This is a genomic window from Pseudomonas fluorescens (assembly GCF_001708445.1).
Taxonomy (GTDB): Bacteria; Pseudomonadota; Gammaproteobacteria; order Pseudomonadales; family Pseudomonadaceae; genus Aquipseudomonas; species Aquipseudomonas gorinensis.
This window is the reverse complement of the sequence record NZ_CP015637.1, coordinates 2,119,317-2,141,601: the sequence shown is the minus strand read 5'-3', so window position 1 is coordinate 2,141,601 and position 22,285 is coordinate 2,119,317. Positions and strand designations below refer to the sequence as shown.

At 61.5% G+C, this 22,285-nt stretch carries 19 protein-coding genes and 1 pseudogene; 16 read left to right on the top strand and 4 right to left on the bottom strand.

The annotated features are described in order from the left end of the window. Positions 1-23 precede the first annotated feature (23 nt). The 12 genes from A7317_RS09770 (at position 24) to A7317_RS09715 (ending at position 14,981) form a co-directional block, all read left to right on the top strand. A complete protein-coding gene (locus A7317_RS09770) occupies positions 24-908 on the top strand; it encodes a TatD family hydrolase (protein ID WP_024074723.1) in 885 nt (294 codons plus the stop codon). After that, a complete protein-coding gene (gene eboE / locus A7317_RS09765) occupies positions 905-2,125 on the top strand; it encodes a metabolite traffic protein EboE (RefSeq protein ID WP_069075665.1) in 1,221 nt (406 codons plus the stop codon). The genes A7317_RS09770 and eboE overlap by 4 nt, the downstream gene beginning before the upstream one ends. After that, entirely contained in the window at positions 2,115-3,551 is a 1,437-nt protein-coding gene (locus A7317_RS09760) for an alkaline phosphatase family protein (RefSeq protein ID WP_069075664.1), read from the top strand. The genes eboE and A7317_RS09760 overlap by 11 nt, the downstream gene beginning before the upstream one ends. Beyond that, positions 3,530-4,669: a hypothetical protein gene (locus tag A7317_RS09755; RefSeq protein ID WP_024074720.1), complete on the top strand. Its 1,140-nt coding sequence runs from the start codon at positions 3,530-3,532 to the stop codon at positions 4,667-4,669. Before A7317_RS09760 ends, A7317_RS09755 begins: the two co-directional genes overlap by 22 nt. A 10-nt stretch (positions 4,670-4,679) precedes the next feature. Further along, the gene (locus tag A7317_RS09750; protein ID WP_024074719.1) at positions 4,680-7,037 is read left to right on the top strand and encodes a hypothetical protein; all 2,358 of its coding nucleotides are present in this window, start codon (positions 4,680-4,682) and stop codon (positions 7,035-7,037) included. Positions 7,038-7,095: 58 nt separating this feature from the next. Continuing rightward, positions 7,096-8,019: a hypothetical protein gene (locus tag A7317_RS09745; RefSeq protein ID WP_069075663.1), complete on the top strand. Its 924-nt coding sequence runs from the start codon at positions 7,096-7,098 to the stop codon at positions 8,017-8,019. A 19-nt stretch (positions 8,020-8,038) separates the two neighbouring features. Further along, on the top strand, positions 8,039-9,295 hold the full coding sequence (locus A7317_RS09740; RefSeq protein ID WP_069075662.1) for a hypothetical protein: 1,257 nt from the start codon (positions 8,039-8,041) through the stop codon (positions 9,293-9,295). A 3-nt stretch (positions 9,296-9,298) separates the two neighbouring features. Continuing rightward, positions 9,299-11,107: a hypothetical protein gene (locus tag A7317_RS09735; protein WP_069075661.1), complete on the top strand. Its 1,809-nt coding sequence runs from the start codon at positions 9,299-9,301 to the stop codon at positions 11,105-11,107. Positions 11,108-11,119: 12 nt separating this feature from the next. Continuing rightward, positions 11,120-12,172: a hypothetical protein gene (locus tag A7317_RS09730; RefSeq protein ID WP_069075660.1), complete on the top strand. Its 1,053-nt coding sequence runs from the start codon at positions 11,120-11,122 to the stop codon at positions 12,170-12,172. Between the two features lie 79 nt (positions 12,173-12,251). Then, positions 12,252-13,199: an ornithine cyclodeaminase family protein gene (locus A7317_RS09725; RefSeq protein WP_069075659.1), complete on the top strand. Its 948-nt coding sequence runs from the start codon at positions 12,252-12,254 to the stop codon at positions 13,197-13,199. A gap of 22 nt (positions 13,200-13,221) precedes the next feature. Beyond that, a complete protein-coding gene (locus A7317_RS09720; RefSeq protein ID WP_024074713.1) occupies positions 13,222-14,355 on the top strand; it encodes an NAD(P)/FAD-dependent oxidoreductase in 1,134 nt (377 codons plus the stop codon). Beyond that, on the top strand, positions 14,355-14,981 hold the full coding sequence (locus A7317_RS09715; protein WP_024074712.1) for a helix-turn-helix transcriptional regulator: 627 nt from the start codon (positions 14,355-14,357) through the stop codon (positions 14,979-14,981). The genes A7317_RS09720 and A7317_RS09715 overlap by 1 nt, the downstream gene beginning before the upstream one ends. A gap of 300 nt (positions 14,982-15,281) precedes the next feature. On the opposite strand, the gene A7317_RS09710 is transcribed toward A7317_RS09715, so the two are convergent. Continuing rightward, positions 15,282-16,058, bottom strand: a complete 777-nt coding sequence (locus tag A7317_RS09710; protein WP_069075658.1) for an ABC transporter substrate-binding protein — start codon at positions 16,056-16,058, stop codon at positions 15,282-15,284. 432 nt (positions 16,059-16,490) lie between these two features. Between A7317_RS09710 and A7317_RS09705 the strand changes: the two genes are divergently transcribed. Next, a complete protein-coding gene (locus A7317_RS09705) occupies positions 16,491-17,360 on the top strand; it encodes an isocitrate lyase/PEP mutase family protein (protein WP_024074710.1) in 870 nt (289 codons plus the stop codon). Here the strand turns inward: A7317_RS09705 and A7317_RS09700 are convergent. After that, positions 17,350-18,048 (bottom strand): glycosyltransferase, encoded by a 699-nt coding sequence (locus A7317_RS09700; RefSeq protein ID WP_069075657.1) that lies wholly within the window; start codon positions 18,046-18,048, stop codon positions 17,350-17,352. The genes A7317_RS09705 and A7317_RS09700 overlap by 11 nt on opposite strands. 161 nt (positions 18,049-18,209) lie before the next feature. Between A7317_RS09700 and A7317_RS09695 the strand changes: the two are divergent. From A7317_RS09695 to A7317_RS31370, 3 genes and pseudogenes are all read left to right on the top strand, one after another. After that, a pseudogene (locus A7317_RS09695) lies at positions 18,210-19,226 on the top strand (RHS repeat domain-containing protein); the annotation flags it as partial. A 1-nt stretch (position 19,227) separates the two neighbouring features. Continuing rightward, positions 19,228-19,611: a hypothetical protein gene (locus A7317_RS30605; protein ID WP_150055530.1), complete on the top strand. Its 384-nt coding sequence runs from the start codon at positions 19,228-19,230 to the stop codon at positions 19,609-19,611. 352 nt (positions 19,612-19,963) lie between these two features. Continuing rightward, positions 19,964-20,173: a hypothetical protein gene (locus A7317_RS31370; protein ID WP_317845867.1), complete on the top strand. Its 210-nt coding sequence runs from the start codon at positions 19,964-19,966 to the stop codon at positions 20,171-20,173. 178 nt (positions 20,174-20,351) lie between these two features. Here the strand turns inward: A7317_RS31370 and hemB are convergent, their stop codons facing one another. Together hemB and A7317_RS09680 are read right to left on the bottom strand one after the other, a co-directional pair. Then, the gene (gene hemB, locus A7317_RS09685; RefSeq protein ID WP_024074490.1) at positions 20,352-21,326 is read right to left on the bottom strand and encodes a porphobilinogen synthase; all 975 of its coding nucleotides are present in this window, start codon (positions 21,324-21,326) and stop codon (positions 20,352-20,354) included. A 116-nt stretch (positions 21,327-21,442) separates the two neighbouring features. After that, complete coding sequence (locus A7317_RS09680; RefSeq protein ID WP_069075655.1) at positions 21,443-22,285, bottom strand: PhzF family phenazine biosynthesis protein; 843 nt, start codon at positions 22,283-22,285, stop codon at positions 21,443-21,445.

Here is a 22,285-nt window from a genome sequence, read left to right as displayed (position 1 = left end):
TTTTCCCTTGACGAGGATCCACCATGCTCAAGTATTTCGACCCGCACATTCATATGGTCAGCCGCACCACCGACGACTACCAGAACATGGCCGCCGCCGGGATCACCGGGGTGATCGAGCCGGCCTTCTGGCAGGGCCAGGCGCGCACCAGTGTCGGCAGTTTCGTCGACTACTTCGACACCTTGCTGGGCTGGGAGCGCTTTCGCGCCAGCATGTTCGGCATCCACCATTTCTGCACCATCGGCCTGAACCCCAAGGAGGCCAATGACCTGTCGATCGCCAATGAAGTGCTGGGGATTTTACCGCGCTACCTGGTCAAGGACGGCGTAGTGGCCGTCGGCGAAATCGGCTATGACGACATCACCCCCGAAGAGGATCGCTTTCTCGCCGCCCAGCTGGAGCTGGCCAAGCAATTCAACCTGCCGGTACTGGTGCATACGCCGCACCGCGACAAGATCGGCGGCACTAAACGCACCCTGGCGGTGATCCGTGAGGTGGGGATTGCCGAGCACCTGGTCATCATTGACCACCTCAACGAGCTGACCTTGCCGCTGGTACTGGACAGCGACTGTTGGCGCGGGCACTCCATCTACCCCAACACCAAGATGTCCGAGCAGCGCATGGTCGCCCTGCTCCAGGAATACGGCACCGAAAAAATGGTGGTCAACAGCGCTGCCGACTGGGGCATCAGCGACCCGCTGAAAGTGCCCAAGACCGGCGAAGCGATGCTGGCGGCCGGGTTCACCCAGGCCCAGGTCGAACAGGTGCTGTTCCATAACCCGGTGGACTTCTTTGCCCAAAGCGGGCAACTGGACAAGGCCCTCGTCAGCACCCCGCTGCCCATCGACCAGCGCAAGCAATGGCAGGAAAACTCGGCCCTGCGCGGCCAGGACCCGGTGATCAAATGAACGCCGTCAGCGGCTGGACAGCCCCCCAGGTCGGCTACTGCAGCAACGTCCACCCCACCCGTGACCTCGCCGGGCTGCAGGCCTCGATCGCGCGGCACTTCCAGGGCGTGCGGCGCTTGCGCGGGCTCGACGAACAGGACAGCGGCTTGTGGATTTGCGCGCGCGCGGCGGCCGAACTGCAACAGGCGTCGGCGCGTGAGTCGTTCCTGCAATTGCTGCAACACAGCGGCCTGCGCCTGACCTCGCTGAACGGCTTCCCCTATGGCGAATTCCATCAGGGCGCGGTGAAAGCCGAGGTGTACCTGCCCGACTGGGCCGACCCACAACGCCTGGCGTACAGCCTGGACCTGGCGCGAATCCTCGCCCAGGCCTTGCCAGCCGATTGCGCGCAGGGGGTGATTTCCACGGTGCCCCTGGGCTACGCCGCCACTTGGACCCCAGCACGGCAGGCACGCGCCGATGCGCACCTCAGCCAACTCACCCGCGCACTCGCCGCGCTGCATCGGCAAACCGGCAAGAAAATCCTGTTCTGCCTGGAAATGGAACCGGACTGCGTGCTGGAAAACACCGCGCAGGCCATCGCCTTCTTCCAGCAACGGCAAACCTTCGACCCACACCATGAGTACCTGGCGCTGTGTTTTGATGTGTGCCACCAGGCCGTGATGTTCGAAGACTGTTATGAGTCGTTGACGCGGCTGCACCAGGCGCAAGTGCCGGTGGGCAAGATCCAGCTGTCCAACGCAATGATTTGCCGCTTGCCGCCTCAAGGCGATCAGCGCCGCGACCACGTGCTCAAGACCCTGGGGCATTTTGCCGAGGCGACCTACCTGCATCAGGTCAAGGCACTCGATGCGCAAGGTCGCCTGGTTGCCTGGGCCGACTTGCCCGCGGCCCTCAGTGACTGCGCGCAGTTCACGGAGCTGCGCATTCATTTCCACATCCCGCTGTTCAGTGAACACCTGCTGTTGCCGGAGCTGACGGGCAGCCAGGTCGCCCTGGCGCAGACCTTCGACTACCTGGCGGGCCATGTGGACTGTCGGCCGGTGCTGGAAGTCGAGACCTACAGCTGGGGCGTGTTGCCCGCCCAACTGCGCCCGGCCACCGAGCCGGCGCAACTGGAGGGCATCGCCGCTGAACTGCGCTGGGTCGAAGACCAACTGCGCCAGCGCAACCTGTTGCACGCTGCGGTCCAGGAGGCCTACGCCCATGCCCTCTGAGCAACCGCTGCTGTTGATCAATGTGGTGGGCTTGACGCCCTCGTTGTTGGGCGAAGCCACGCCGCAGATCAATGCCCTGCTCAAGACCGCCAAGCTGGCCCACCTGCAACCGGTGTTCCCGGCGGTGACGTCGACGGTACAGGCGTCGATCCTGACCGGGGCACCGCCGTCGCAACACGGTATCGTCGGCAATGGCTGGTACTTTCGCGACCAGGCCGAAGTACGCTTCTGGCTGCAACCCAATGCGCTGGTCCAGGGTGAAAAGGTCTGGCACACGCTCAAGCGCGAGTTCCCGGCTTTTCGCTGCAGCCAATTGTTCTGGTGGTACAACATGTACGCCGACGTGGACGCCGCCATCACCCCGCGCCCGCATTACCCGGCGGACGGGCGTAAACAGTTCGGCCTGTACTCGTCACCGCCCGGGCTGCATGAACAGATCGAACAGCAGATTGGCGAGTTCCCGTTTCCCGGGTTCTGGGGCCCGGCGGCCGGCATCGCGTCGAGCCGCTGGATCGTCGATTGCGCCATTGCCGAGTTCCAGATCAACCGTCCCCACCTGCAATTGGTCTACCTGCCCCATCTCGACTACAGCTTGCAGCGCCTGGGCCCGGATCACCCGTCGATCGTCGACGAAGTGCGGGCCATCGACCGTGAAGTCGGCCGGCTGCTGGCCTTCGCCAAGGTGCAGGGCGCCGCGGTGATGCTGCTGTCGGAATATGGCATCGAGGCCGTCGAGCAATCGGTGTCGATCAACCGTGTATTGCGCACCGAAGGCTGGTTGCAGGTGCGCCAATCCCTGAGCTGGGAGCTGCTCGACCCCGGCGCCAGCGCGGCCTTCGCGGTGGCTGATCATCAGGTTGCGCATGTCTACGTCAAGCAGGCACAGGACATCCCTCGGGTCAAAGCCCTGTTGCAGCGCCAGCCCGGCATCGAGCAGGTGCTGGACAAAGCCGAGCAACGCGCCTGGCAACTGGATCACCCGCGCAGCGGCGAGCTGGTGGCCGTGGCCGCCGCCGGCAGCTGGTTTGATTACTACTACTGGTTCGACGACCGCAAGGCCCCCGACTTTGCCCGCACCGTGGACATCCATCGCAAGCCTGGCTACGACCCGGTCGAGCTGTTTATCGACCCGGCGATTCGGTTCCCCATGCTGAAAGTGGCGCGCCGCCTGCTGCAAAAAAAGCTCGGATTTCGCTACTACATGGACCTGATCCCGCTGGACACCTCCCTGGTCCGCGGCAGCCACGGGCGCCTGCCGACCAGCGTGCAGACCGGCCCCCTGCTGATCACCAATTGTGATCTGCCGATACCGCAGCAGCTTGCGGCGACGGCAGTGAAGCAACTGCTCCTGGAACACTTCCTGGGGCGCCCACACACCGAACTGGCCATTGCCAAGGAGCTTTCATGCGGCGAGCCTTCTCTATAACGGTCCTCAGTGCATTGGCCGGGTTGGCCCAGGCACAGGACACCAACCCCTTCGATTGCAGCAACTTCCTGCAATTTGGAGGCAACCTCGACAAGACCCGGGCGGCCTTTGTGCAAAGCCCGGACACCCTGGCCTGGAACTGGTTTGCCTGCCTGAACCAGCCCGCCAGCGCGCAGAGCCCCGACCGGGTCTGGGAAACCCTGAAACCCTCGGACCAGGTGTACCTGGCCAACGGCGCCCCGCCCCAGCCGTACAACCAAAATACGCCGCCGCCAGACGCCGTGCTGCAACAGGCCAAGGCGCTGGGCATGAACCTCAGTCGCACCTTTCACAACCTCAATGCCACGCAGCAGGTGGACGGGCTGATCCTGGAAATGGGCGGCCAGGTCCCCAAGGACCAGCAAGGCCAGGCGGTGCGCTTCCAGTTGTTGATGGGCGCGGACACGTTCGACTACATCGTGCAGCAGAAGGTCTACAACGTGAACGGCCAGGCCGCCTTGACCAGCGATCTCAACTTCCCCGCCACCGCCTGGGAACTGAAAGCCGCGTGGCTGTGGATCGGCAACGACCCCAGCTACCAGCAGCAACTGGCCAACGATGGCTACTACATCGCCCAGGCCTACTACCAGCAAGGTGAACAGTACCAGGTGGGCTATGCCGCCTTGAGCGGCTTGCATGTGATCAACAAGCTGAACCCCGACTGGGTCTGGACCACCTTCGAAAACCGCCACAACAGCCAGTACACCGTGACCAATGCGGTGCCGCCCACGCCGATGACCAACAGCACCGGGCCGACACCGGCGGCACAGCCGGTCAACACGCTCTTCCAGGCCCAGTACGCCGAACTGGCGCAGTACGAGTTGATTGGCGTGCAGTCCAACACCACGCCCACCCTGCTCGCCAATTCCCAGCTGGAGTCGGCCTTCCAGAGCCAATCGTCGTGTTTCGCCTGCCACGCTACAGCCGCGTACTCGGCGAAACAGGGCTACTTCAATTTCGCCCTCAAGGAACAGGGCGGCATCGTGTACCCCACCGCCCTACTGCCGGCCACCGACTTTGTCGGTTACCACAAACTGGACTTTGTCTGGTCGCTCAAACGCGCCCAGTGGCAACGCTAAGGAGCCTGACATGAGCGTATTGAATTTCCCGCGTATCTACCTGGGCGGCCATCTGTTCTGGAACCCGCCGACCGCTAACAACAACGACATGTACCCGCTCTACGATGCGGTGAAGATGCAGATGAACTGGCGGTTCCTGGACAGCTTCAACGTCACCCCGCAGAACGCCGCCAGCACCTTGCTGCCGTGGACGATCGCGCCACTGCCACACAGCCAGATCCCCGGTTATGTCCTGCAAGTACCGGGCAACGCCTCGCAGTTGACCACGCCGATGATCCCCGGCGAATGGAACCTGTTCGGGGACAATGCCTGCGGCACCGTGAGCTACAACCAGATCCAGTCCGTGGTCACCGGCGGCGAGTTGCCCACCGGGGGGTATGTGAGCCAGGACCCGCTGATCAACCAGAGCTTCCAATTGCTCGGCAACCCGTTTGGCAGCAACGCGCCCACACCGGCGCGCTTTGTCGACGTGAGCCCCTGGCAGAACACCTTCACTGCGCTGTACTTCGACAAACTGGTGCTGGGCACCGACCAATGTGGCCTGACGCTCAAGCGCGAGCACCGCATGCTCGACCGCTTCCTGAACTTCAACTGGGCCAACCTTGGCGGGCTGAGCTACGTCACCACCACCTGGCAGACCTGTTTCCCGAAAGAGAACCTGGCCTGGGTCATCGGCAACTCGGCCTTGCTGCAAAACCTGCAGGCGCAGATGGAACAACAAAAAGCCAAGGGGCTGATGTTTCGCTTTTCCACCTACCTGACGTGCTACGACAGGAACGGTATTTTCAATAACTACCCGCCCATCGACACCCACTCCTCCAGCCCCGAAGCCCTGGCCAAGGTGACGGCGATGTATCAACAAGGGCTGGATAACGTCGGCGATATTTTCTTCAACCCGGCCTACAGCCGCACGGTCGGCACCCTGGGCCTGTGGCTGGACGGTGAATTCCCCACCGCCCCGGCCGGTCGGCGCCTGATCCCGGCCAACCCGGTGCCGATCACCTCGCCCACGCAAACCACCTCGGCCAAACTCGGCGTGATCTCGGCGCAGGCCCATGGCGATACGTTGTCGCTGGACCTGGGCAACGCCTTTCCGTTCTACCCGGTCGACAAGACCGCGCCCATCCCGGTGGCGGCCAAGTTCCAGGCCGGCAACTACCAGATCGGTATCCGGCAGGGCGAGCAATTCAGCCCGTTGGCCAGCTTCGGCTATGACGATTACCAGCAGGCGGCGTTCGACCAACGTGCGGGTATCCTCGACCTGCCCCTCACCGCCCAGGCCCAGGCGCAGCTGCAAACCGGCACGCTGGAACTGCAACTGCAAGGCGCCACCACGCCCCCCGCCGCCACCCAGCAAATGTGGACAGCCGAAGTGGTGCAGAGCGCCAGCTTCATCGACGTGGGCGACACCAAGACATTGCAGATCATGGTGCAATACGATGGCCTGCCAGCGCCGGCCGGGACCGTGTTGTGGGTGGCGGAGTACAGCAATGCCTACATGCTGTGCACCACCGATTACTACCTGGCGTTCAGCAACGCGGCCGACTTCACGCTGTTCAACAACGACCCGCAAAACCCGATCAAGAACAGCGCCAACCTCCCGCAATTCAACGGCACGTCGACACTGCTCGCCGAAGTCACCGAGGGCACCGGTCGCCAGCTCATGGCCACGCGGATCGTCGAATCAGACGATCAAACGGTGCCGGTGACCTACCAGCAATTCCTGCCGACACCCGCCTCGGTCGCCCTCAGCCCGTGCCTGTCGTTCGCCAACCCGATCCCCCGGCAAGGCACGTTGCAAGACCCGCTCAGCAACACAGTGCAGTACAGCGTGACCCAGATCCAGACCGACGCCAACGGCATTGCCAACCTGACGGTCACCGCCCAGGCCCCTGGCTTTCCGACCCTGCGTTTCTTTGTGCAGGAAGGCCAGCAGGCGCCGGTGATCCCGTTCAGTTTCCCGCTCAACCAGGCCTTCACCGACTTCCTCGCGCCACTGCGCGTGTTGCCGCTGGAGCCGCAGATGCAGCAGGACTTTGTCGACGCATGGAACCAGGTCTACCAGCGTGAAGACGCCGGCCAACTGATCTGGGAGAGCTTTATCTACCCCTTCATCCTGCAACCGTTCTATTACCTGTACCCGATCATGAGCAAGTACATGCCGCTCAATTCCCTGACGCGCATCGAAGGTGCCGTCGACCAGCTGATTGTGTTGATCAGCAAGGAGTACCAGGAGGAAAGCACCCTGGCGATGCCCATCACCCGCGACATGCCGCAAAGCCGGCGCGCCGTGCTGGAGCTGTGGGCGCAGGCCCTGGTGAAGCGCAATTACCCACCCGTCCCGCTCAGTATGAGCGACTACTCGTAAGCCTCGGACAGGACCACCGGGTGACGCACCTGTCACCCGGACTTCAAAGGAGTGTCATATGAACACCAGCCTCTTGAGTCGACTGTTTCTGCTCCTGCTGCTGCTCAGCCCCGCGGCGTTTGGCGGGCAAGACAGCGGCGCCGTGTACTTCACCAATGGGGTACACAACAACGCAGGGTGCAACGCGCAGAATGGTAATTGCATCGCCAAACGAGCCCCGAGCGACCCTACCGACCCGTTTTTCCCGGCGTACTGGATCAGCGACTGGACGATGTACCGGGTGATGCACAACTACGAGAAAAACCCGCCGCCCTACAGCAACCCGCCCTCGACCCTGACCCCGGCGGACTACACCGTGTCCAGGGGCACCAGCTACTACGACACCACCTACATCCCGCCGGATGGCGACGGCTTTGGCGCGATGATGGAGCACTACGAGCAGTACTGCCTGCCGATCTTCCCGATCAAGGACAACCACTACACCTGCACCTTCGTGTCCCTGGGCAACAAGGCGTACTTCCTCACCTACCCGCAGGACCGCCCCAAAGACATGCCGGCCTGCTGCATGTTTTCGCCGCTGAATCATCCGCCGCGCCAGGATTTTATCGAGCACCTGCCCTACAGCGCCGAGCGCAGCAAAAACCTGGGCGGCCGTGTGCAGGCCTATGCGCTGGATCTCGACTCACCTGCCGGGCCGATCCTGTTCGGCTATGCCTTCAACAAAGTGTCGACGGGACAACCGCCCTACCGCTCGCCGCAGTCGTTCTTCTTTTCGGGGGACACCACCGTGGCCAATGCGCCCATCGTGAGCCAGAACTACACGAACTTTCGCATCGCCCGCCCCGACCCGGCCCAGACCTGGGCACAAGTGGCCGCCATGTGCCCGTCGAACCCGCCGCCTTGCCAACTGTTCGAGCCGCCGGCGACGCAGAGTAACGGGCATAAGGCGCAGTGGAACCAGCTGATGCAGCGCAAACCCTGACCCCCAAGGAAGGATCGCCATGAAAAGCCTCGTTTGTTGTGCCGTGATAGTCATCGGCCTGGCCAGCCCGCCGGCGCTGGCCAGGGAAACGCCTGCGGCGTCGGCGCTGGCCACCCCACTCAACTGCCAGCCGCCCAGCAGTGCACCGGTCGCCACCGCCAGCCAGGACCAGTTCGATCAATACAGCTGGCAGATGTTCATCGCGTTGAACTGGCCGGCCCAGGACGGCCAACGCGGCACGCCCAATTGCAGTCAACAGCCCGGCGATGCGGGCTATACCGTGTGGCAGACCTACAAGACCGTCGAGGAAATTTTCTTGCCGAATGCGGCCGACCCTGGCCCATGGAACACCCCGCTGGCGGCCAGAACCCTGGGCATCATCAACATTGCTGCGTTGAAAAACACGCGACAGGAGACCTTCATTGACCAGGCCGTCGGCGGCTGGCTGATCGACCAGGCCGGCAACCCGACCTACTACGACATCGCGGCCAACGAGACCTCCTACAACTACATCGTCGCCAACCGCTTCTACAACGCCGATGTGGTGTCCAAGGCCAACAACATCCAGTTCCCCAACGGGGTCATCGAGATCAAATCCAGCTGGCGCATCCTGACGCCCAATGACAATGCCAGCCGCTACCTGACCCAACTGGCGCAGGTTGCCACGTTCAACGAGCAGGGCCAGCGCATCGGTACCCAGCAGGCGTACCTGGGGCTGGTGGGCCTGCACATCATCACCAAGCCGGCCGGCTACCCGCAGTGGGTCTGGTCGACCTTCGAGCAGATCGACAACGTGCCGTCCAATGCGACCACCAGCCCGCCCTACAGCTACTTCAACCCCAGCGCCGCCCACGTCAACCAGTCGCCCTGCACCTGGCAGCCCCAGGGCGCCCAACTGGTCTGCGTACCGCTGCCGGGCACCACGTTCCAGACGCCCGACCCGCTGAGCCGGTTCACCCCGATTGCCGCGCTGACCGACGACGTCAACAAACGCTACCGCGCCGAGCCGGGCCTGCAAAACAGCGTGCTCAAGTACTACCAACTGATCACCACCCAGCGCCCGCTGCGGCCGAACGACCCGAGCAACCCCTTGGGCACGCCAACGCCCGCGCTGTCGGCCAACGTGACCATGGAAAGCTACATCCAGCCCAACAGCAGTTGCATGACGTGCCACTCCATGGCCACACCGGCCAAGAGCCTGTTCACGTCCGATTTCTCCTACCTGTTCAAATTCGCCAATGCCCCGGGTACCCGCCCGTCCAAGGAAAAGGAATAGACCATGAGTATTCTGAATGGACCTCGCCTGAATTTCTGGGGCGGCATCAGCACGGATGTCAGCGTGTCGAACAACACCCCATGCCTGCCCCAAGGCACGGAACACAGCTGGCCGGTGTTTGACCTGGCCACCTCGACCCTGGCGCCGCAAGCCGAGGCTTTCAGCGACGACCAGTTGAACGACATGCTCAATACCCCCGGCGGAACACGCTACACCCTCGGCGGCTGGAACCACTACGGGCAGCACCTGGTGGAAACCCAGGACGCCTTGATCAGTTCCCAAGGCAGCCCGGGCAGCATCAGCACCACCGGCGACCTGGTGGGCCAGGCGGTCTACCTGCTCGGTTCGGTAGACCCGGTGACCGGCCAGGGTCCCCACTCCGGGCCGATGATGGTGGACCTGGACCCGACGGCGTCCACCACCACCCAGATCTTCGTCGGTGGCCTGCAGATCGGCGCCAGCGACAACGTCCAATTGCTGATCCACTGCGATACCGTGTGCAGCAGTTTCGACGTGCAGGGCCGCGTGCTGCTGCCGGGCACCATGGACGCACCGGGCTCGTTCCACGCCAGTGGCACGTTCCAGCTGACCTTCCCGCTGAGCAGTATCGTCAGCTGGAACACCAGCAGCCCTGGCCTGCAATCGATCATCCAGGCACCGGGCGCGACGGGCATCGTGCTGCGTTTCGTGATGTTCGAGATGTGCCCCTTGATGACCACCGAACAACTGAACGCCGATTACGCCTTGGGCCAATACACGCCCAACCCCAGTATTGGCCGGGTCATCGGCACCCTGGCCCCGGCATTCGCCGACGAGCCGCTGACCTGCCAGCCGGGGCGGCAGTTGGTCAACCAGTGCACGTCCAATGCAGCCTATGCCGAGTTGGCCAGCAATGGCCTGCTGAGCCTGGACATGGTGAACGTCATCCCCAAGGAAACCTTCCGGGCGGTCAGGGACGACATCACCAGCGCGATCGGGCCGAACGCCAATTACGGCACCGTCAGTATCAGCGCCGGCACCACCCTGCTGACCACCCTTGACCCCACCAGCAGCCCGTTGGTCGACTACTACGTGTATGGCGGTATCGTCGACGTGCCCCTGAGCCCCAGCCAACAACAGGCGACCCAGGTCTCGCCCTTGTCCATCACCGCACCGGGCACGGTGGCCGGGACCACGCTGAACGCGATCGAATCGACCTACCGGGTGTACGGTGATCAGCGCAATGTCTACCTGGAGGACTACCCCGATGGCCTGTCGATCACCTTGCAGGTCCGCTATCTGGGCGGCCCGGTGCCCGACACCACCGATATCGGCCTGACGGTCACGCCTCCGGCGCTCTACACCGACCCGCAAAACTACGACTTCCTCGATGTCCCCACCACGCTGACGGTGAAGGCCGGGCAACTGGCTGTCAGCGTACCGGTCAGCGTCAAGCCCGGCACCGCGGCCCAGGCGGGTTTCGCCGCCTTGACCTGCACCGCCAATGGCCTTGACAGCAGCGGCTACTTCACCAATTTCCGCAAGTACGCCCAGACCGACTTCGGCATTCCCGAGGGCACAACCATTACCTGGGAACTCATGTACCCAAATGTCCTGCGCTTTCACTACCTGGCCTTCCCGGCCATGTCGCGCTATGTGGCATTGAACCAACCGGATGCGGTGATGGGCGCCAAGAACGCGATCCTCGCCCGCACCGCCGACACCTACAAAGGCACCACGTTGTTCATGCCGGTGGTGCGCTCGATGTCGCCCTGCCAACGCGCCCTGTTGCGCGCCTATCTCACCGGCGAACCGTGGCAGCCACCCCAATAGGAGAGCGATCCCATGACCTGGCATATCCCCGCCCACCCCGACGAAACCCTGCGCCCCAGCACACTGATCGCCGAGGGGCTGCTCAACCCGCGCGGCGTCTGCCTGCGGGCCGATGGCAGCCTGTTACTGGCCGAGGCCGGTTCGGGCCTGGCGGACCAACCCTTCAGCGGGCGTATCAGCCTGCTGCAACCGGACCCGCAACGACCCGGCGCCTACCTGCCCGGTGAATGCCTTGCCCAAGGGTTTCGCGCGATGAACATGCAGGCACGCATGCTGCGCGATGAAATCATGGGCCTGTCAGACATCGCCTGCGGTGACGGGCACTGCATGGTCAGCCAGACCGACTATGTCAGTGGCTCCAAGTTGCTGGACCTGCAATACAGCCCGCCCGAACCGGTGTTCCACAGCCGTGGCAACCTGAATGCGCTGTGCTGGCACCCAACCCGACGCAGTTGGCTGGCGGTCAAGCCCGATACCAACCAACTGGTGGAGTTCAGCGACGGCCAGGACGAGCAGGTGCGGGTGCAACTGCCCGAACTGGAACAAGGCCAGGAGGCCGTACCGGTGACCCTGGTCTACGAACCGCAGACCGACGCGGTGCTGATCAGCCTGTTCTCCGGTGAATTGCGGGGCGACCCGGCGCGCCAGGGCATCGACTTTGCCGACAAGGCCGGCCAGGTGATTCGGGTACACCCGGCCAGCGGTCGGATCGAGGTGCTGATTGACGGGCTGCAACTGCCCACCGGGTTGGCGTGGTGCCCGGACGGCAACCTGCTGGTGCTGGAATTGTGCAGCCACCTGCAACAACCCTTGCCGCCGGACTGGAACGGTGCCGTCCTGCACGGCGGCTTTACCCGCTTCAGCGGGCGGCTGTTGAGCTGCAACCTGGACACCGGGCAAGTCGCCGTACTGGCACGCGGGCTGGATACGCCGTCCAACCTGTGCCGGGTCCAGGATGCGGTGGTGATCAGTGAAGGCATGGGGCTGACGGGGCGGCCGATACCGGCGCCGGATAACAGCGTAGTGGCACTGAGCGGCCGGCTGCGGCGAGTGCAACTGGCCTGACAGCTTTTTTTCACCGGGATATTGCTCCGCATAACTAAAAGTCCATAATGGACAAAATAGTTTAATGCGGAGCAAACCCATGTCCAGCACGCCTTATGTGATCAACCCGGCACAGGCCCGCGAGTTACTCGCTCAAGTCGATGTACCGCAGATCCTGCGCAAGTTGTTTCACGACCTCGCCGCCGGGCAGGCGGTGCAGCCCGCACAGCAACAGGTGGAGTTTCCCCAGGGCGCCGGCGACTTTATCAACTACCTGGGCGTGCTGGCCGAAGACGGGGTGTACGGGGTCAAGACCTCGCCCTACATCGTGCGCGAGCAAGGGCCGCTGGTGACCGCATGGACGCTGTTGATGTCGATGCACACCGGCCAACCGTTGCTGCTGTGTGATGCCGGTGAGTTGACCACCGCTCGCACCGCCGCCACCACGGCCCTGGCGGTGGAGGCACTGGCGCCATTGGCGGTACGGCGCCTGGCGATCATCGGCAGCGGCAAGGTCGCCCAGGCGCACCTGCGCTACGTGCAGAACCTGCGCGACTGGCAGCACATCAGCCTGTTTTCGCCAAGCCTGGCCAACGCCTCCCCCACGACCCTCGCGCAGCTCGGCAGCCTCGATCCGCGCCTGGTCATCGCCAGCAGTTGCGCAGCCGCGGTGGAGGATGCCGACGTGATCCTGCTCTGCACCTCATCGGCCGGCCCGGTGCTCGACCCGGCGCGCTTGAGCAAACCGGCACTGATCACCTCGATCAGCACCAACGCCCCTCGCGCCCATGAAGTACCGCCCCACGCCCTTAACGACATGCAGGTATTCTGCGACTACCGCCAGACCACACCCGGCGCGGCGGGCGACATGCTGATCGCCAGCGAACAGCACGGCTGGGACGCCAGCGCCGTCATGGGCGACCTGCCCGAGCTGCTGACGGAAATGGCGCAGCGCCCGAACAATGACCGCCACGTATTCTTCCGCTCTATCGGGTTGGGCCTGGAAGACATCGCCCTGGCCAATGCGCTCTATCAGTTGCAGCGCTGACCCCACCTATCAGGAGACGAGCATGAGTCACGCAGACTTCATCATCATCGGTGGCGGCATCGCCGGCGCTTCCACGGGTTTCTGGCTGGCGCCCCACGGCAAAGTGCTGGTGCTGGAACGTGAATCGCACCCCGCCTATCACTCCACCGGGCGTTCGGCGGCGCTCTACACCGCCGCCTACGGCACCCCGCAAGTGCGGGCGCTGACCCTGGCCAGCCGTGAGTTTTTCGACAATCCGCCCGCCGGGTTCTGCGAGCACCCGCTGCTGACGCCACGGGGCGAGATGACGGTGGACTTCATCGGCGACCCGACCGAGTTGAACCGCCAATACCTCAGCGCCAAGGCCACCGTGCCGCAGGTCGAACAGCTGAGTGCCGACCAAGCCTGCGCGCGGCTGCCGATCCTGCGTCGCGAGAAAGTCCACGGGGCGATCTATGACCCGACCGCCAGCGATATCGACACCGACGCCCTGCACCAGGGCTACCTGCGCGGTATCCGCCGCCACCAGGGCGAGGTGCGAACCGACCACCACGTGCTGGGCCTGAGCCGTGACGCCGACGGCCTGTGGCACGTACAAACCCAACAGGAAACCTTCACCGCGCCAATTATCATCAACGCCGCCGGGGCCTGGGCCGACCATATCGGCGGGTTGGCCGGTGCGGCTTCCATCGGCCTGCAACCCAAGCGCCGTTCAGCGTTTATCTTCGCCGGCCCCGAGGGCGTGGACAGCCACGCCTGGCCGATGCTGGTTGCGCTCGACGAAGCCTTCTACATGAAACCCGACGCCGGCATGTTCCTCGGCTCACCGGCCAACGCCGACCCGGTGGAACCCCAGGACATCCAGCCCGAAGAGCTGGACATCGCCATGGGGATCTACCAGATCGAAGAGGCCACCACCCTGACCATCCGACGCCCGACCCGCACCTGGGCCGGCCTGCGCAGTTTTGTGCACGACGGTGACTTGCTGTCCGGCTTCGATCCTCGGGTGCCCGGCCTGTTCTGGGTCGCGGCGCAAGGCGGTTATGGCATCCAGACCTCGCCCGCCATGGGCCAGGCCAGCGCGGCCCTGGTGCGCGGCGCGGCGTTGCCGGAGCCACTGGCGCGGTTCGGCCTGGACGCTGGTATGCTCTCCCCCGAGCGCCTGGAGCCCCATTGATGAACACCGCTGAACAAGACAAGGTCCTGCAGAACTTCCGTGCGATCGCCGATGCGATCGCCACGCTGTTCTTTCCCCATGCCGAGGCCGTGCTGCACGACTTGCGCACGCAAAAGGTCGACTACATCGCCAACAACCTGTCGAAACGCGCCATTGGCGACGACTCGGCGCTGGAAGACATGCTGTCCGACGATGTGCGCGAAGTGAATATCGGTCCCTACGAAAAGCTCAACTGGGACGGCCAGAAAATTCGCAGCCTGAGCACCGTGCTGCACGACCACAAAGGTCGCCCGCTGGCGGTGCTGTGCATCAACCTGAATATCTCGCTGTTTGAAAATGCCAAGGCCGCGCTCGACCTGTTCCTGTCACCGAGCAAGCTGATCCCGCAACCGGATTCGCTGTTTCGCGATGACTGGCAGGAACGCATCAACACCTTCCTGCATGCGTGGATGCGCGAACGCCAATTGAGCCTGAACCTGCTGACCCGAGATCATAAGCGCGAGCTGGTACTGGCGCTGCATGCCGAAGGCGCCTTCAAGGGCAAGAGCGCCTCGAACTATGTGGCCAATGTATTGGGGATGGGGCGGGCGACGGTCTACAAGCACTTGAAGGAACTCAAGGGCTGAACGCCCGGAAAATAGCGCTGGTGTGGTGATCGGGCTGGCTTGCTGTGGAGCGGGCTTACTGTGGCGAGCGGGCTTGTCCCGCGTTGGGCTGCGTAGCAGCCCTAAAATCAGCCTCTACAGGGTGTCTGATATACCGCGTTTTTCTTGTCTGGGGCTGCTTCGCAGCCCAACGCGGGACAAGCCCGCTCGCCACAGTAAGCTCGCTGGCCACAGGGAGATTGGTCAGGGGCTGAGAAGTTGTGTAGATGCCTATGGTTATCGGGAGCAAGCTTGCTCCCGCATTTTACCCGCCTATGACGCTCAATCGCCGTAGATATCCGACTTGAAATAGTGCTGGGAAATCTTCTGGTACTCGCCACTGGCACGAATGCCATCGATGGCCGCATTCAACTCGCTGACCAACGCAGTATTGCCCTTGCGCACTGCGATCCCGGCACCCTCGCCCACGTATTTCGGGTCCTTGAGCTCCGGGCCGACAAAGGCGTAGCCCTGGCCGCGCGGCATGGACAGAAAGTCGCTCAGGGGGATGGTGTCGGCAAAGATCGCGTCCAGGCGCCCTGCCGCCAGGTCCATGTAGATTTCTTCATTATTGCCGTAGCGCTTGACGTTGATGCCCTGCGGTTCAAACACCTCGGTGGCATAACGATCGGTGGTGGTGGCGCGTTGCACGCCGACCGTCTTGCCCTTGAGGCTGGCGTACTGGTCATCCACCACCGCGCCCTGCTTCATCACCAGGCGCGATGAGGTGAAGTAATACTTGTGGCTGAAATCCACCGACTTCTTACGGTCCTCGTTGATGGTCATGGACGACAAGGCCATGTCGATCTTCTTCACTTTCAGCGACGGAATCAGCCCGTCGAACTCGCCTTCAACCCACACGCACTTGGCTTTCATCTGCGCGCACAGCGCATTGCCGATGTCGTAGTCGAACCCGACGATCTTGCCGTCCTCGGTCTTCGAGGCAAACGGCGGGTAAGCCGCCTCGATGCCAATGCGCAGGGTTTTCTCGGCGCCCAGCACATGGCTGGAAGCGAGCAGGCTCAGGGCCAGGGCGGTGATAAGGGAGCGCTTCTTCATGATCGTGTTCTCGCAAGTTGTTGTTGGTTTGGCAAGAGTGAAGAAAAGGTGACGCCGGCGAGCATTTTTTGTACTTATAATTCCATAATGGACTTTTGTGTATTTCGCGTCAATCCACACGCGAACACTTCATCGCCATCCATTTCCAGGCATCACACGACCGCCCTCGCGCCCATGACAAGGTCGCGAAGCATCGCAGGGGCAGGCAAAAAATCATCAGTGAAAAAAGCGCGGTGCGCTCTTTCGGGGCGCAGTGCAGGGGCCTGACAGGCATCAGGAAAACAGGCGTGCTTTATAACGGTGCATCAGTATGTGCGTGGCGCATACCCTATTCTCAAACGTCATGACTCTGTATTTTGGCGCGTGGTAGTCTCGCTGGTTTATGAATAGGCATTGATCGTACTTCGACGATGACCAGCACCAGGATAGATCATGCCAAAAATGTCCCACTCCGCTCTTCGTCGTAATTTCCGTGAACTGCTTGGCGCACAAAAATGCGTGGAGACAGCATCTGTTTTCGATCCGATGTCCGCGCGAATCGCGGCGGACCTGGGTTTCGAAGTCGGTATCCTCGGCGGCTCCGTCGCCTCGTTGCAGGTACTCGCAGCGCCCGACTTTGCGTTGATCACCCTGAGCGAATTCGTCGAACAGGCCACCCGCATCGGCCGTGTCGCCCAGTTACCGTTCATCGCAGACGCCGACCACGGCTACGGCAACGCCTTGAACGTGATGCGCACCGTCGAAGAATTGGAACGTGCCGGCGTCGCGGCGTTGACCATTGAAGACACCCTGCTGCCGGCGCAATTCGGGCGCAAATCGACCGACCTGATTTCCGTCGAGGAAGGTATCGGCAAGGTCAAGGCCGCCCTCGAAGCCCGGGTCGACCCCGAGCTGTCGATCATCGCGCGAACCAACGCCGGCGTGCTACCCACCGAAGCCGTGATTGAACGTACCAAGGCCTACGAAAAAGCCGGTGCCGACGGCATCTGCATGGTGGGTATCAGCGACTTCGAGCACCTGGAGAAAATCGCGGAAAACCTCACGGTACCGTTGATGCTGGTGACCTATGGCAACCCCAAGCTCAATGATGCCGAGCGCCTGGCCCGCTTGGGTGTGCGCGTGATCGTGGCCGGCCATGGCGCCTACTTTGCGTCGATCAAGGCGACCTACGACAGCCTGCGGGCCCAGCGTCAGCTGACCCACAGCACCTCGAACCTGAGCGCCACGGAGCTGACGCATACCTACACCCTGCCGGAAAGCTATGTGGCATGGGCCAAGGAATTCATGGACGTCAAAGAGTAACCAGCGGCGGGCCGCCGGCAGGCAACTCCGGGCCGTGGGGCGCAAGCATGGACATCAGGTATTCGCCAAAGCCGCCACGGCACTTGTAGTCGCGGCGCGCGCTGGTGATCACCGGGTTGGTGGCGGTCCAGGCGATTCGCGCGCCGGTCCGCTCAAGGTCGGCCACAAGCCGCACGTCTTCATGAGTGACCAGGTGTTGAAAGCCACCGGCGTTGCGGTAGGCATCGGCACTCAGGCCCAGGTTTGCACCGTGGATGTGGCGATGGTTTTCGATGAATTGGTACAGCTCCAGGTAGCGCGAGCGCACGCTTTCATCATGCTCGCTCCAACTGTCCACTTCGACGGTGCCACACACCGCGTCAGCGCCACATTCGATCTGGCGCACCAGCCAATCACAGGGCACCCGTGTGTCCGCATCCGTGAAGGCAAGCCATTGCACACCCGCCTCCAGCAAGTGCTCAGCGCCCACGGCCCTGGCCTTGCCGACGTTCTGAAAGCACACCTCGAGCATGCTCGCCCCGCGCGCCGCCACCTGCTCGACCGTACCGTCCGAGCAGGCGTCCAGCACCACCAGTATCTCAACCCGCTGGCCCTGCAACGCCGGATGCTCACTGGCAAGTCGCACAGAAGCAAGGCACTCGCTGATATGCCGTTCTTCGTTATGGGCAGGTATCACAACCCCTATCATTGACGTTCCCTCACCTGGCGAAGTATCTCCAGCTATCGACCTGTCGCTCAGTGAGAAGGTTTAAATAATCTTGCGCGCAGGGCGTGCCCTAATGCCGTTCAGTTAAGCGTACATCGCCTTCTGTAGGAGCGAGCTTGCTCGCGAAAAACGTCAACGATAACGAACGGAACGGCAAGGGTCACCAACTCGTCACCGAATACCGCTACGACTGCCAGCATCGGCTGATCGGCATTACCCAACCCGACGGCCAAACCGCGAGCTATCGCTATGACCCGTTTGGGCGGCGCATCAGCAAGACCGCGGATCGCATAACCACGGAGTTTTTCTGGCAAGGCGACAAACTGATTGCCGAACACCACGCCGAAAAGCATCGCAGCTACCTCTACGAACCGGACAGCTTTCGCCCACTGGCGCTACTGGAAGGCTTCGGCCCAAAAGACACAACGCCCTACCATTACCAACTCGACCACCTCGGCACACCGCAGGAGCTCACCGCCCCCGACGGTGAAATCGTCTGGTCCGCCCACTACCGCGCCTACGGCGAAATCACCCGGCTCGACATCGGAACAGTCGACAACCCACTGCGTTTTCAGGGTCAGTACTTCGATCAGGAAAGCGGGCTGCACTACAACCGCCATCGCTACTACAATCCGGATGTTGGTCGTTATCTGACGCCTGATCCGGTGAAGTTGGCGGGTGGGATCAATGGGTACCAGTATGTGCCCAATCCTACGGGGTGGGTGGATCCGCTAGGTTTGAGTACTTGTCCAGACGGAGATAAATGCAAGCCGAGCACCAGTGTTGAAGATCCAACAGCAAAAACACACGTTAATGAAGGCAGTCCACTCAGCCCCACAAGTTCAAACTCTCCACCTACACTGGGCTACCATAATGAAACCTTTGCCAATAAACCTGTAAAGCCGGAAGAAACCATTCAGAAATGGGATGAATTTCTGGGACCTGGCCCTCACACAAACACCAACCCACGAACTGGGAAGCCCGACCGCGACAGAATTGTTTCCAGCGACGCAAAAAGGAGTATTCGTTACGGGGCTCATGAAATGAACAGCAAGCCAAGCAAGCATCACTACCATGAGGAGACATGGACGTTCGAGATGAAAACCAACACCATGAACGTCGACAATACTGTTGTACGCGTTCCCCTGAAGAAGAAGTGAAATGAAGATAAAAGTAACTGATGTTTTTTCTGAAAAAGGCACTTTGAGAGTAAAATTCAACTCACCCTTTGGAAATGCCACGGCTTTATGGGGCGGAATCACGTTAAAAATTGGTGAAACTCTGGATGTAGAATTAGAACTGGATGAAATATTTTCATGGGGACAAAACATTATGTCCTCATCCGGCACAACACCAGAGATCACATCTGTAAACGGGGCTCATAAAATTATCGGCGAGCTTATCCAAGATGCAGACCAAAGTTGCGCAATACTAAAAATCGGCGAATCAATAACGCTGATTGAACTTGACAAACCAATCACCCAAAAGTCCAGATTTGTTGAAGTTATAGCAACTAACATTCTTCTCCACCCAACAAATGCCTGAGCATAAAATCGCCTACCCTATAGCCGCTCATTACGTGTACAAAACACGCCAACCACCGGATATATTTTACTTATGGGAACAAATAGGACTGCCAGAAAGGACTCAGAAAGGGGACACCCATTAGCCGGTCTCAAGTGAGCAGACAATGCTGAAGTGTCCATTCATGAATACTCCTTACACTCCTGATATCTCTCATATATTGGGAACTTTATTGATATACGACCTTGAGGAGACAGCTGGCAAATAACTATGGAAGTACAACCCCAACAATGAAAAAGACAGAGAGACAATTATAATTTCTTTTGTTTTGAAGAACCTTATGTATCTGTCATACAGACATCGCTTCGCATTGATGTCTACACTCAAGGATGCCCTAGACAAACCTGACTTTGAATTTTCAAAAGAATTCGAAAGTGATTACGACGAACACATAACTATGGCTTGGGACGAAACGGAAATCGCCGACCCTAGAGGCTTCTTCGCCGATATCTACCGGCTAGCCAATGAGGTATGGAAAGACGACCTGCAAAAAGCCAGCCTCGAAGACCAGTCAACATGGTAACACCACCACTTTCCCTGACAGCCCAAAACGCTGTGGCGAGCGAGCTTGCTCGCGTTGGGCCGCGAAGCGGCCCCAGTCAGGGCGATGCGGTGTTTCAGGCAGTTCAGCGGTGTCGGTTTTAGGGCTGCTACGCAGCCCAACGCGAGCAAGCTCGCTCGCCACAGGGTTTGCACTGTTCTCAGATACCGGCCAACGCCAAGTCCATCGCGAAGTAGGTGAAGATCAAATCCGCACCCGCGCGTTTGATCGAGCCGAGGGTTTCACGCACCACCCGATCCTCATCAATCGCCCCCGCCTGGGCACCGAACTTGATCATCGCGTATTCGCCGCTGACCTGATACGCCGCCACCGGCAGGCGCGAGGCTTCGCGGATGTCGCGGATGATGTCGAGGTAGGCACCGGCCGGTTTGACCATCAGCGCGTCCGCGCCTTCCTGTTCGTCGAGCAGCGATTCGCGCACGGCTTCGCGGCGGTTCATCGGGTTCATCTGGTAGCTCTTGCGGTCGCCCTTGAGCGCGCTGCCACCGGCTTCGCGGAACGGGCCGTAGAGGGCCGAGGCGAATTTGGTGGAGTAGGCCATGATCGGGATATGGGTGAACCCGGCGTCATCCAGGGCGCGGCGAATCGCCTGGACCTGGCCGTCCATCGCCGCCGACGGTGCAATCACATCGGCTCCGGCGCGGGCGGCGGCAACGGCTTGCTTGCCCAGGTTGACCAGGGTCGCGTCGTTGTCGACGTGGGCACCGTGCATTACGCCGCAGTGGCCGTGGTCGGTGTATTCACAGAAGCAGGTGTCGGACATCACGATCATTTCCGGCACAGCGTCCTTGATGATCGAGGACATGCGCGAGACCAGCCCGCGTTCCTTCCAGGTGTCACTGCCACTGGCGTCCAGGTGGTGGGACACGCCAAAGGTCATCACCGACTTGATCCCCGCACGGGCATAGCGCTCGACCTCATGGGCCAGCTTCTTCTCGGGAATACGCAACACCCCCGGCATGCTGGTGATCGGCACGAAGTCGTCGATTTCTTCTTCGACGAAAATCGGCAATACCAGATCGTTGAGGGTGAACTCGGTTTCCTGGAACAAGCTGCGCAGCTCCGGGGAGCGGCGCAGGCGACGTGGGCGGGCTTGAGGGAACTGGCTGGTCATGGCTTTCCTGACTGAAGACTGAAAACTTTGGGGCGAAAGCTTATGCCCCTTGGCCCCGGCAGCACAAATGCCCAGGGGCCAACAGTGTATTGCCAGGCTCGTAATAATTCATTGATCTAGAGCTGTAGACGCCCTTCGATGCATACCGCCACTGCCCCACCGACCCAGATTTCATCGCCCTGGCGCTCGATGTGAATGCGCCCCGCACGCCCTATGGCCGTGCCCTGGCTGACCACATAACGCTCCGGCGCCAGCCTCTCGCTCAGTAGCCATTGCGCAATGCCGGCATTCAAGCTGCCGGTGGCCGGATCTTCCTGGGCGCCATCGCCTGCGACAAAGGCACGCACTTCAAAGTGCGCCTCCACGTCATCGTGGGCTGGGTTGCAAGGGGCGATGACACCCACGGCCAAACCGAGCAGTTGCGAATAGTCTGGCTGCAAGCCTAGGACTTGATTGCGATCGGCCAACATTATCGCCAGCCAATCGGCCCCGTTATCAACCCATTGGCTGCGCACAATCGCTTGCGGCTCCAGGCCCAAGGCCAGGCGCACGCGCTCGACCAATGGCGCTTCCACCGGGCCGTCGCGCAATAACGGCGGCGCAATAAACGCCAGTTCATCCCCTTGACGGCGGACACGCACCAGGCCGATTTCACATTCCTGGATGATCTCCTCGCCCTTGGGGATACCTCCGGCTTGGAGCCACGCATGGCAACTGCCCAATGTGGGGTGCCCGGCGAATGGCAGCTCCTTCAAGGTAGTGAAAATTCGTACGCGGTAGTCGGCCCGTGGATCACGGGGTGTCAGCAAAAACGTGGTCTCACTGAGATTGGTCCACCGGGCAAAGTCGGCCATTTGCTGGTCGCTGAGGCTATCGGCGCCCAGCACCACGGCCAGCGGATTACCTTTGAGCGACTCGCGGCTAAATACATCCAGTTGTTTGAAATCGAAAGTCGGCAT

Bases quoted from the DNA above. Each gene is read 5' to 3' on its own strand.
- A7317_RS09750 (WP_024074719.1), top strand. From the start codon at position 4,680: ATGAGCGTATTGAATTTCCCGCGTATCTACCTGGGCGGCCATCTGTTC.
- A7317_RS30605 (WP_150055530.1), top strand. From the start codon at position 19,228: ATGAAGATAAAAGTAACTGATGTTTTTTCTGAAAAAGGCACTTTGAGA.
- A7317_RS09745 (WP_069075663.1), top strand. From the start codon at position 7,096: ATGAACACCAGCCTCTTGAGTCGACTGTTTCTGCTCCTGCTGCTGCTC.
- A7317_RS09755 (WP_024074720.1), top strand. From the start codon at position 3,530: ATGCGGCGAGCCTTCTCTATAACGGTCCTCAGTGCATTGGCCGGGTTG.
- A7317_RS09715 (WP_024074712.1), top strand. From the start codon at position 14,355: ATGAACACCGCTGAACAAGACAAGGTCCTGCAGAACTTCCGTGCGATC.
- A7317_RS09740 (WP_069075662.1), top strand. From the start codon at position 8,039: ATGAAAAGCCTCGTTTGTTGTGCCGTGATAGTCATCGGCCTGGCCAGC.
- A7317_RS09680 (WP_069075655.1), bottom strand. From the start codon at position 22,285: ATGCCGACTTTCGATTTCAAACAACTGGATGTATTTAGCCGCGAGTCG.
- A7317_RS09710 (WP_069075658.1), bottom strand. From the start codon at position 16,058: ATGAAGAAGCGCTCCCTTATCACCGCCCTGGCCCTGAGCCTGCTCGCT.
- A7317_RS31370 (WP_317845867.1), top strand. From the start codon at position 19,964: ATGTCTACACTCAAGGATGCCCTAGACAAACCTGACTTTGAATTTTCA.
- A7317_RS09770 (WP_024074723.1), top strand. From the start codon at position 24: ATGCTCAAGTATTTCGACCCGCACATTCATATGGTCAGCCGCACCACC.
- A7317_RS09705 (WP_024074710.1), top strand. From the start codon at position 16,491: ATGCCAAAAATGTCCCACTCCGCTCTTCGTCGTAATTTCCGTGAACTG.
- hemB (WP_024074490.1), bottom strand. From the start codon at position 21,326: ATGACCAGCCAGTTCCCTCAAGCCCGCCCACGTCGCCTGCGCCGCTCC.
- A7317_RS09730 (WP_069075660.1), top strand. From the start codon at position 11,120: ATGACCTGGCATATCCCCGCCCACCCCGACGAAACCCTGCGCCCCAGC.
- A7317_RS09760 (WP_069075664.1), top strand. From the start codon at position 2,115: ATGCCCTCTGAGCAACCGCTGCTGTTGATCAATGTGGTGGGCTTGACG.
- A7317_RS09725 (WP_069075659.1), top strand. From the start codon at position 12,252: ATGTCCAGCACGCCTTATGTGATCAACCCGGCACAGGCCCGCGAGTTA.
- A7317_RS09700 (WP_069075657.1), bottom strand. From the start codon at position 18,048: ATGATAGGGGTTGTGATACCTGCCCATAACGAAGAACGGCATATCAGC.
- A7317_RS09720 (WP_024074713.1), top strand. From the start codon at position 13,222: ATGAGTCACGCAGACTTCATCATCATCGGTGGCGGCATCGCCGGCGCT.
- eboE (WP_069075665.1), top strand. From the start codon at position 905: ATGAACGCCGTCAGCGGCTGGACAGCCCCCCAGGTCGGCTACTGCAGC.
- A7317_RS09735 (WP_069075661.1), top strand. From the start codon at position 9,299: ATGAGTATTCTGAATGGACCTCGCCTGAATTTCTGGGGCGGCATCAGC.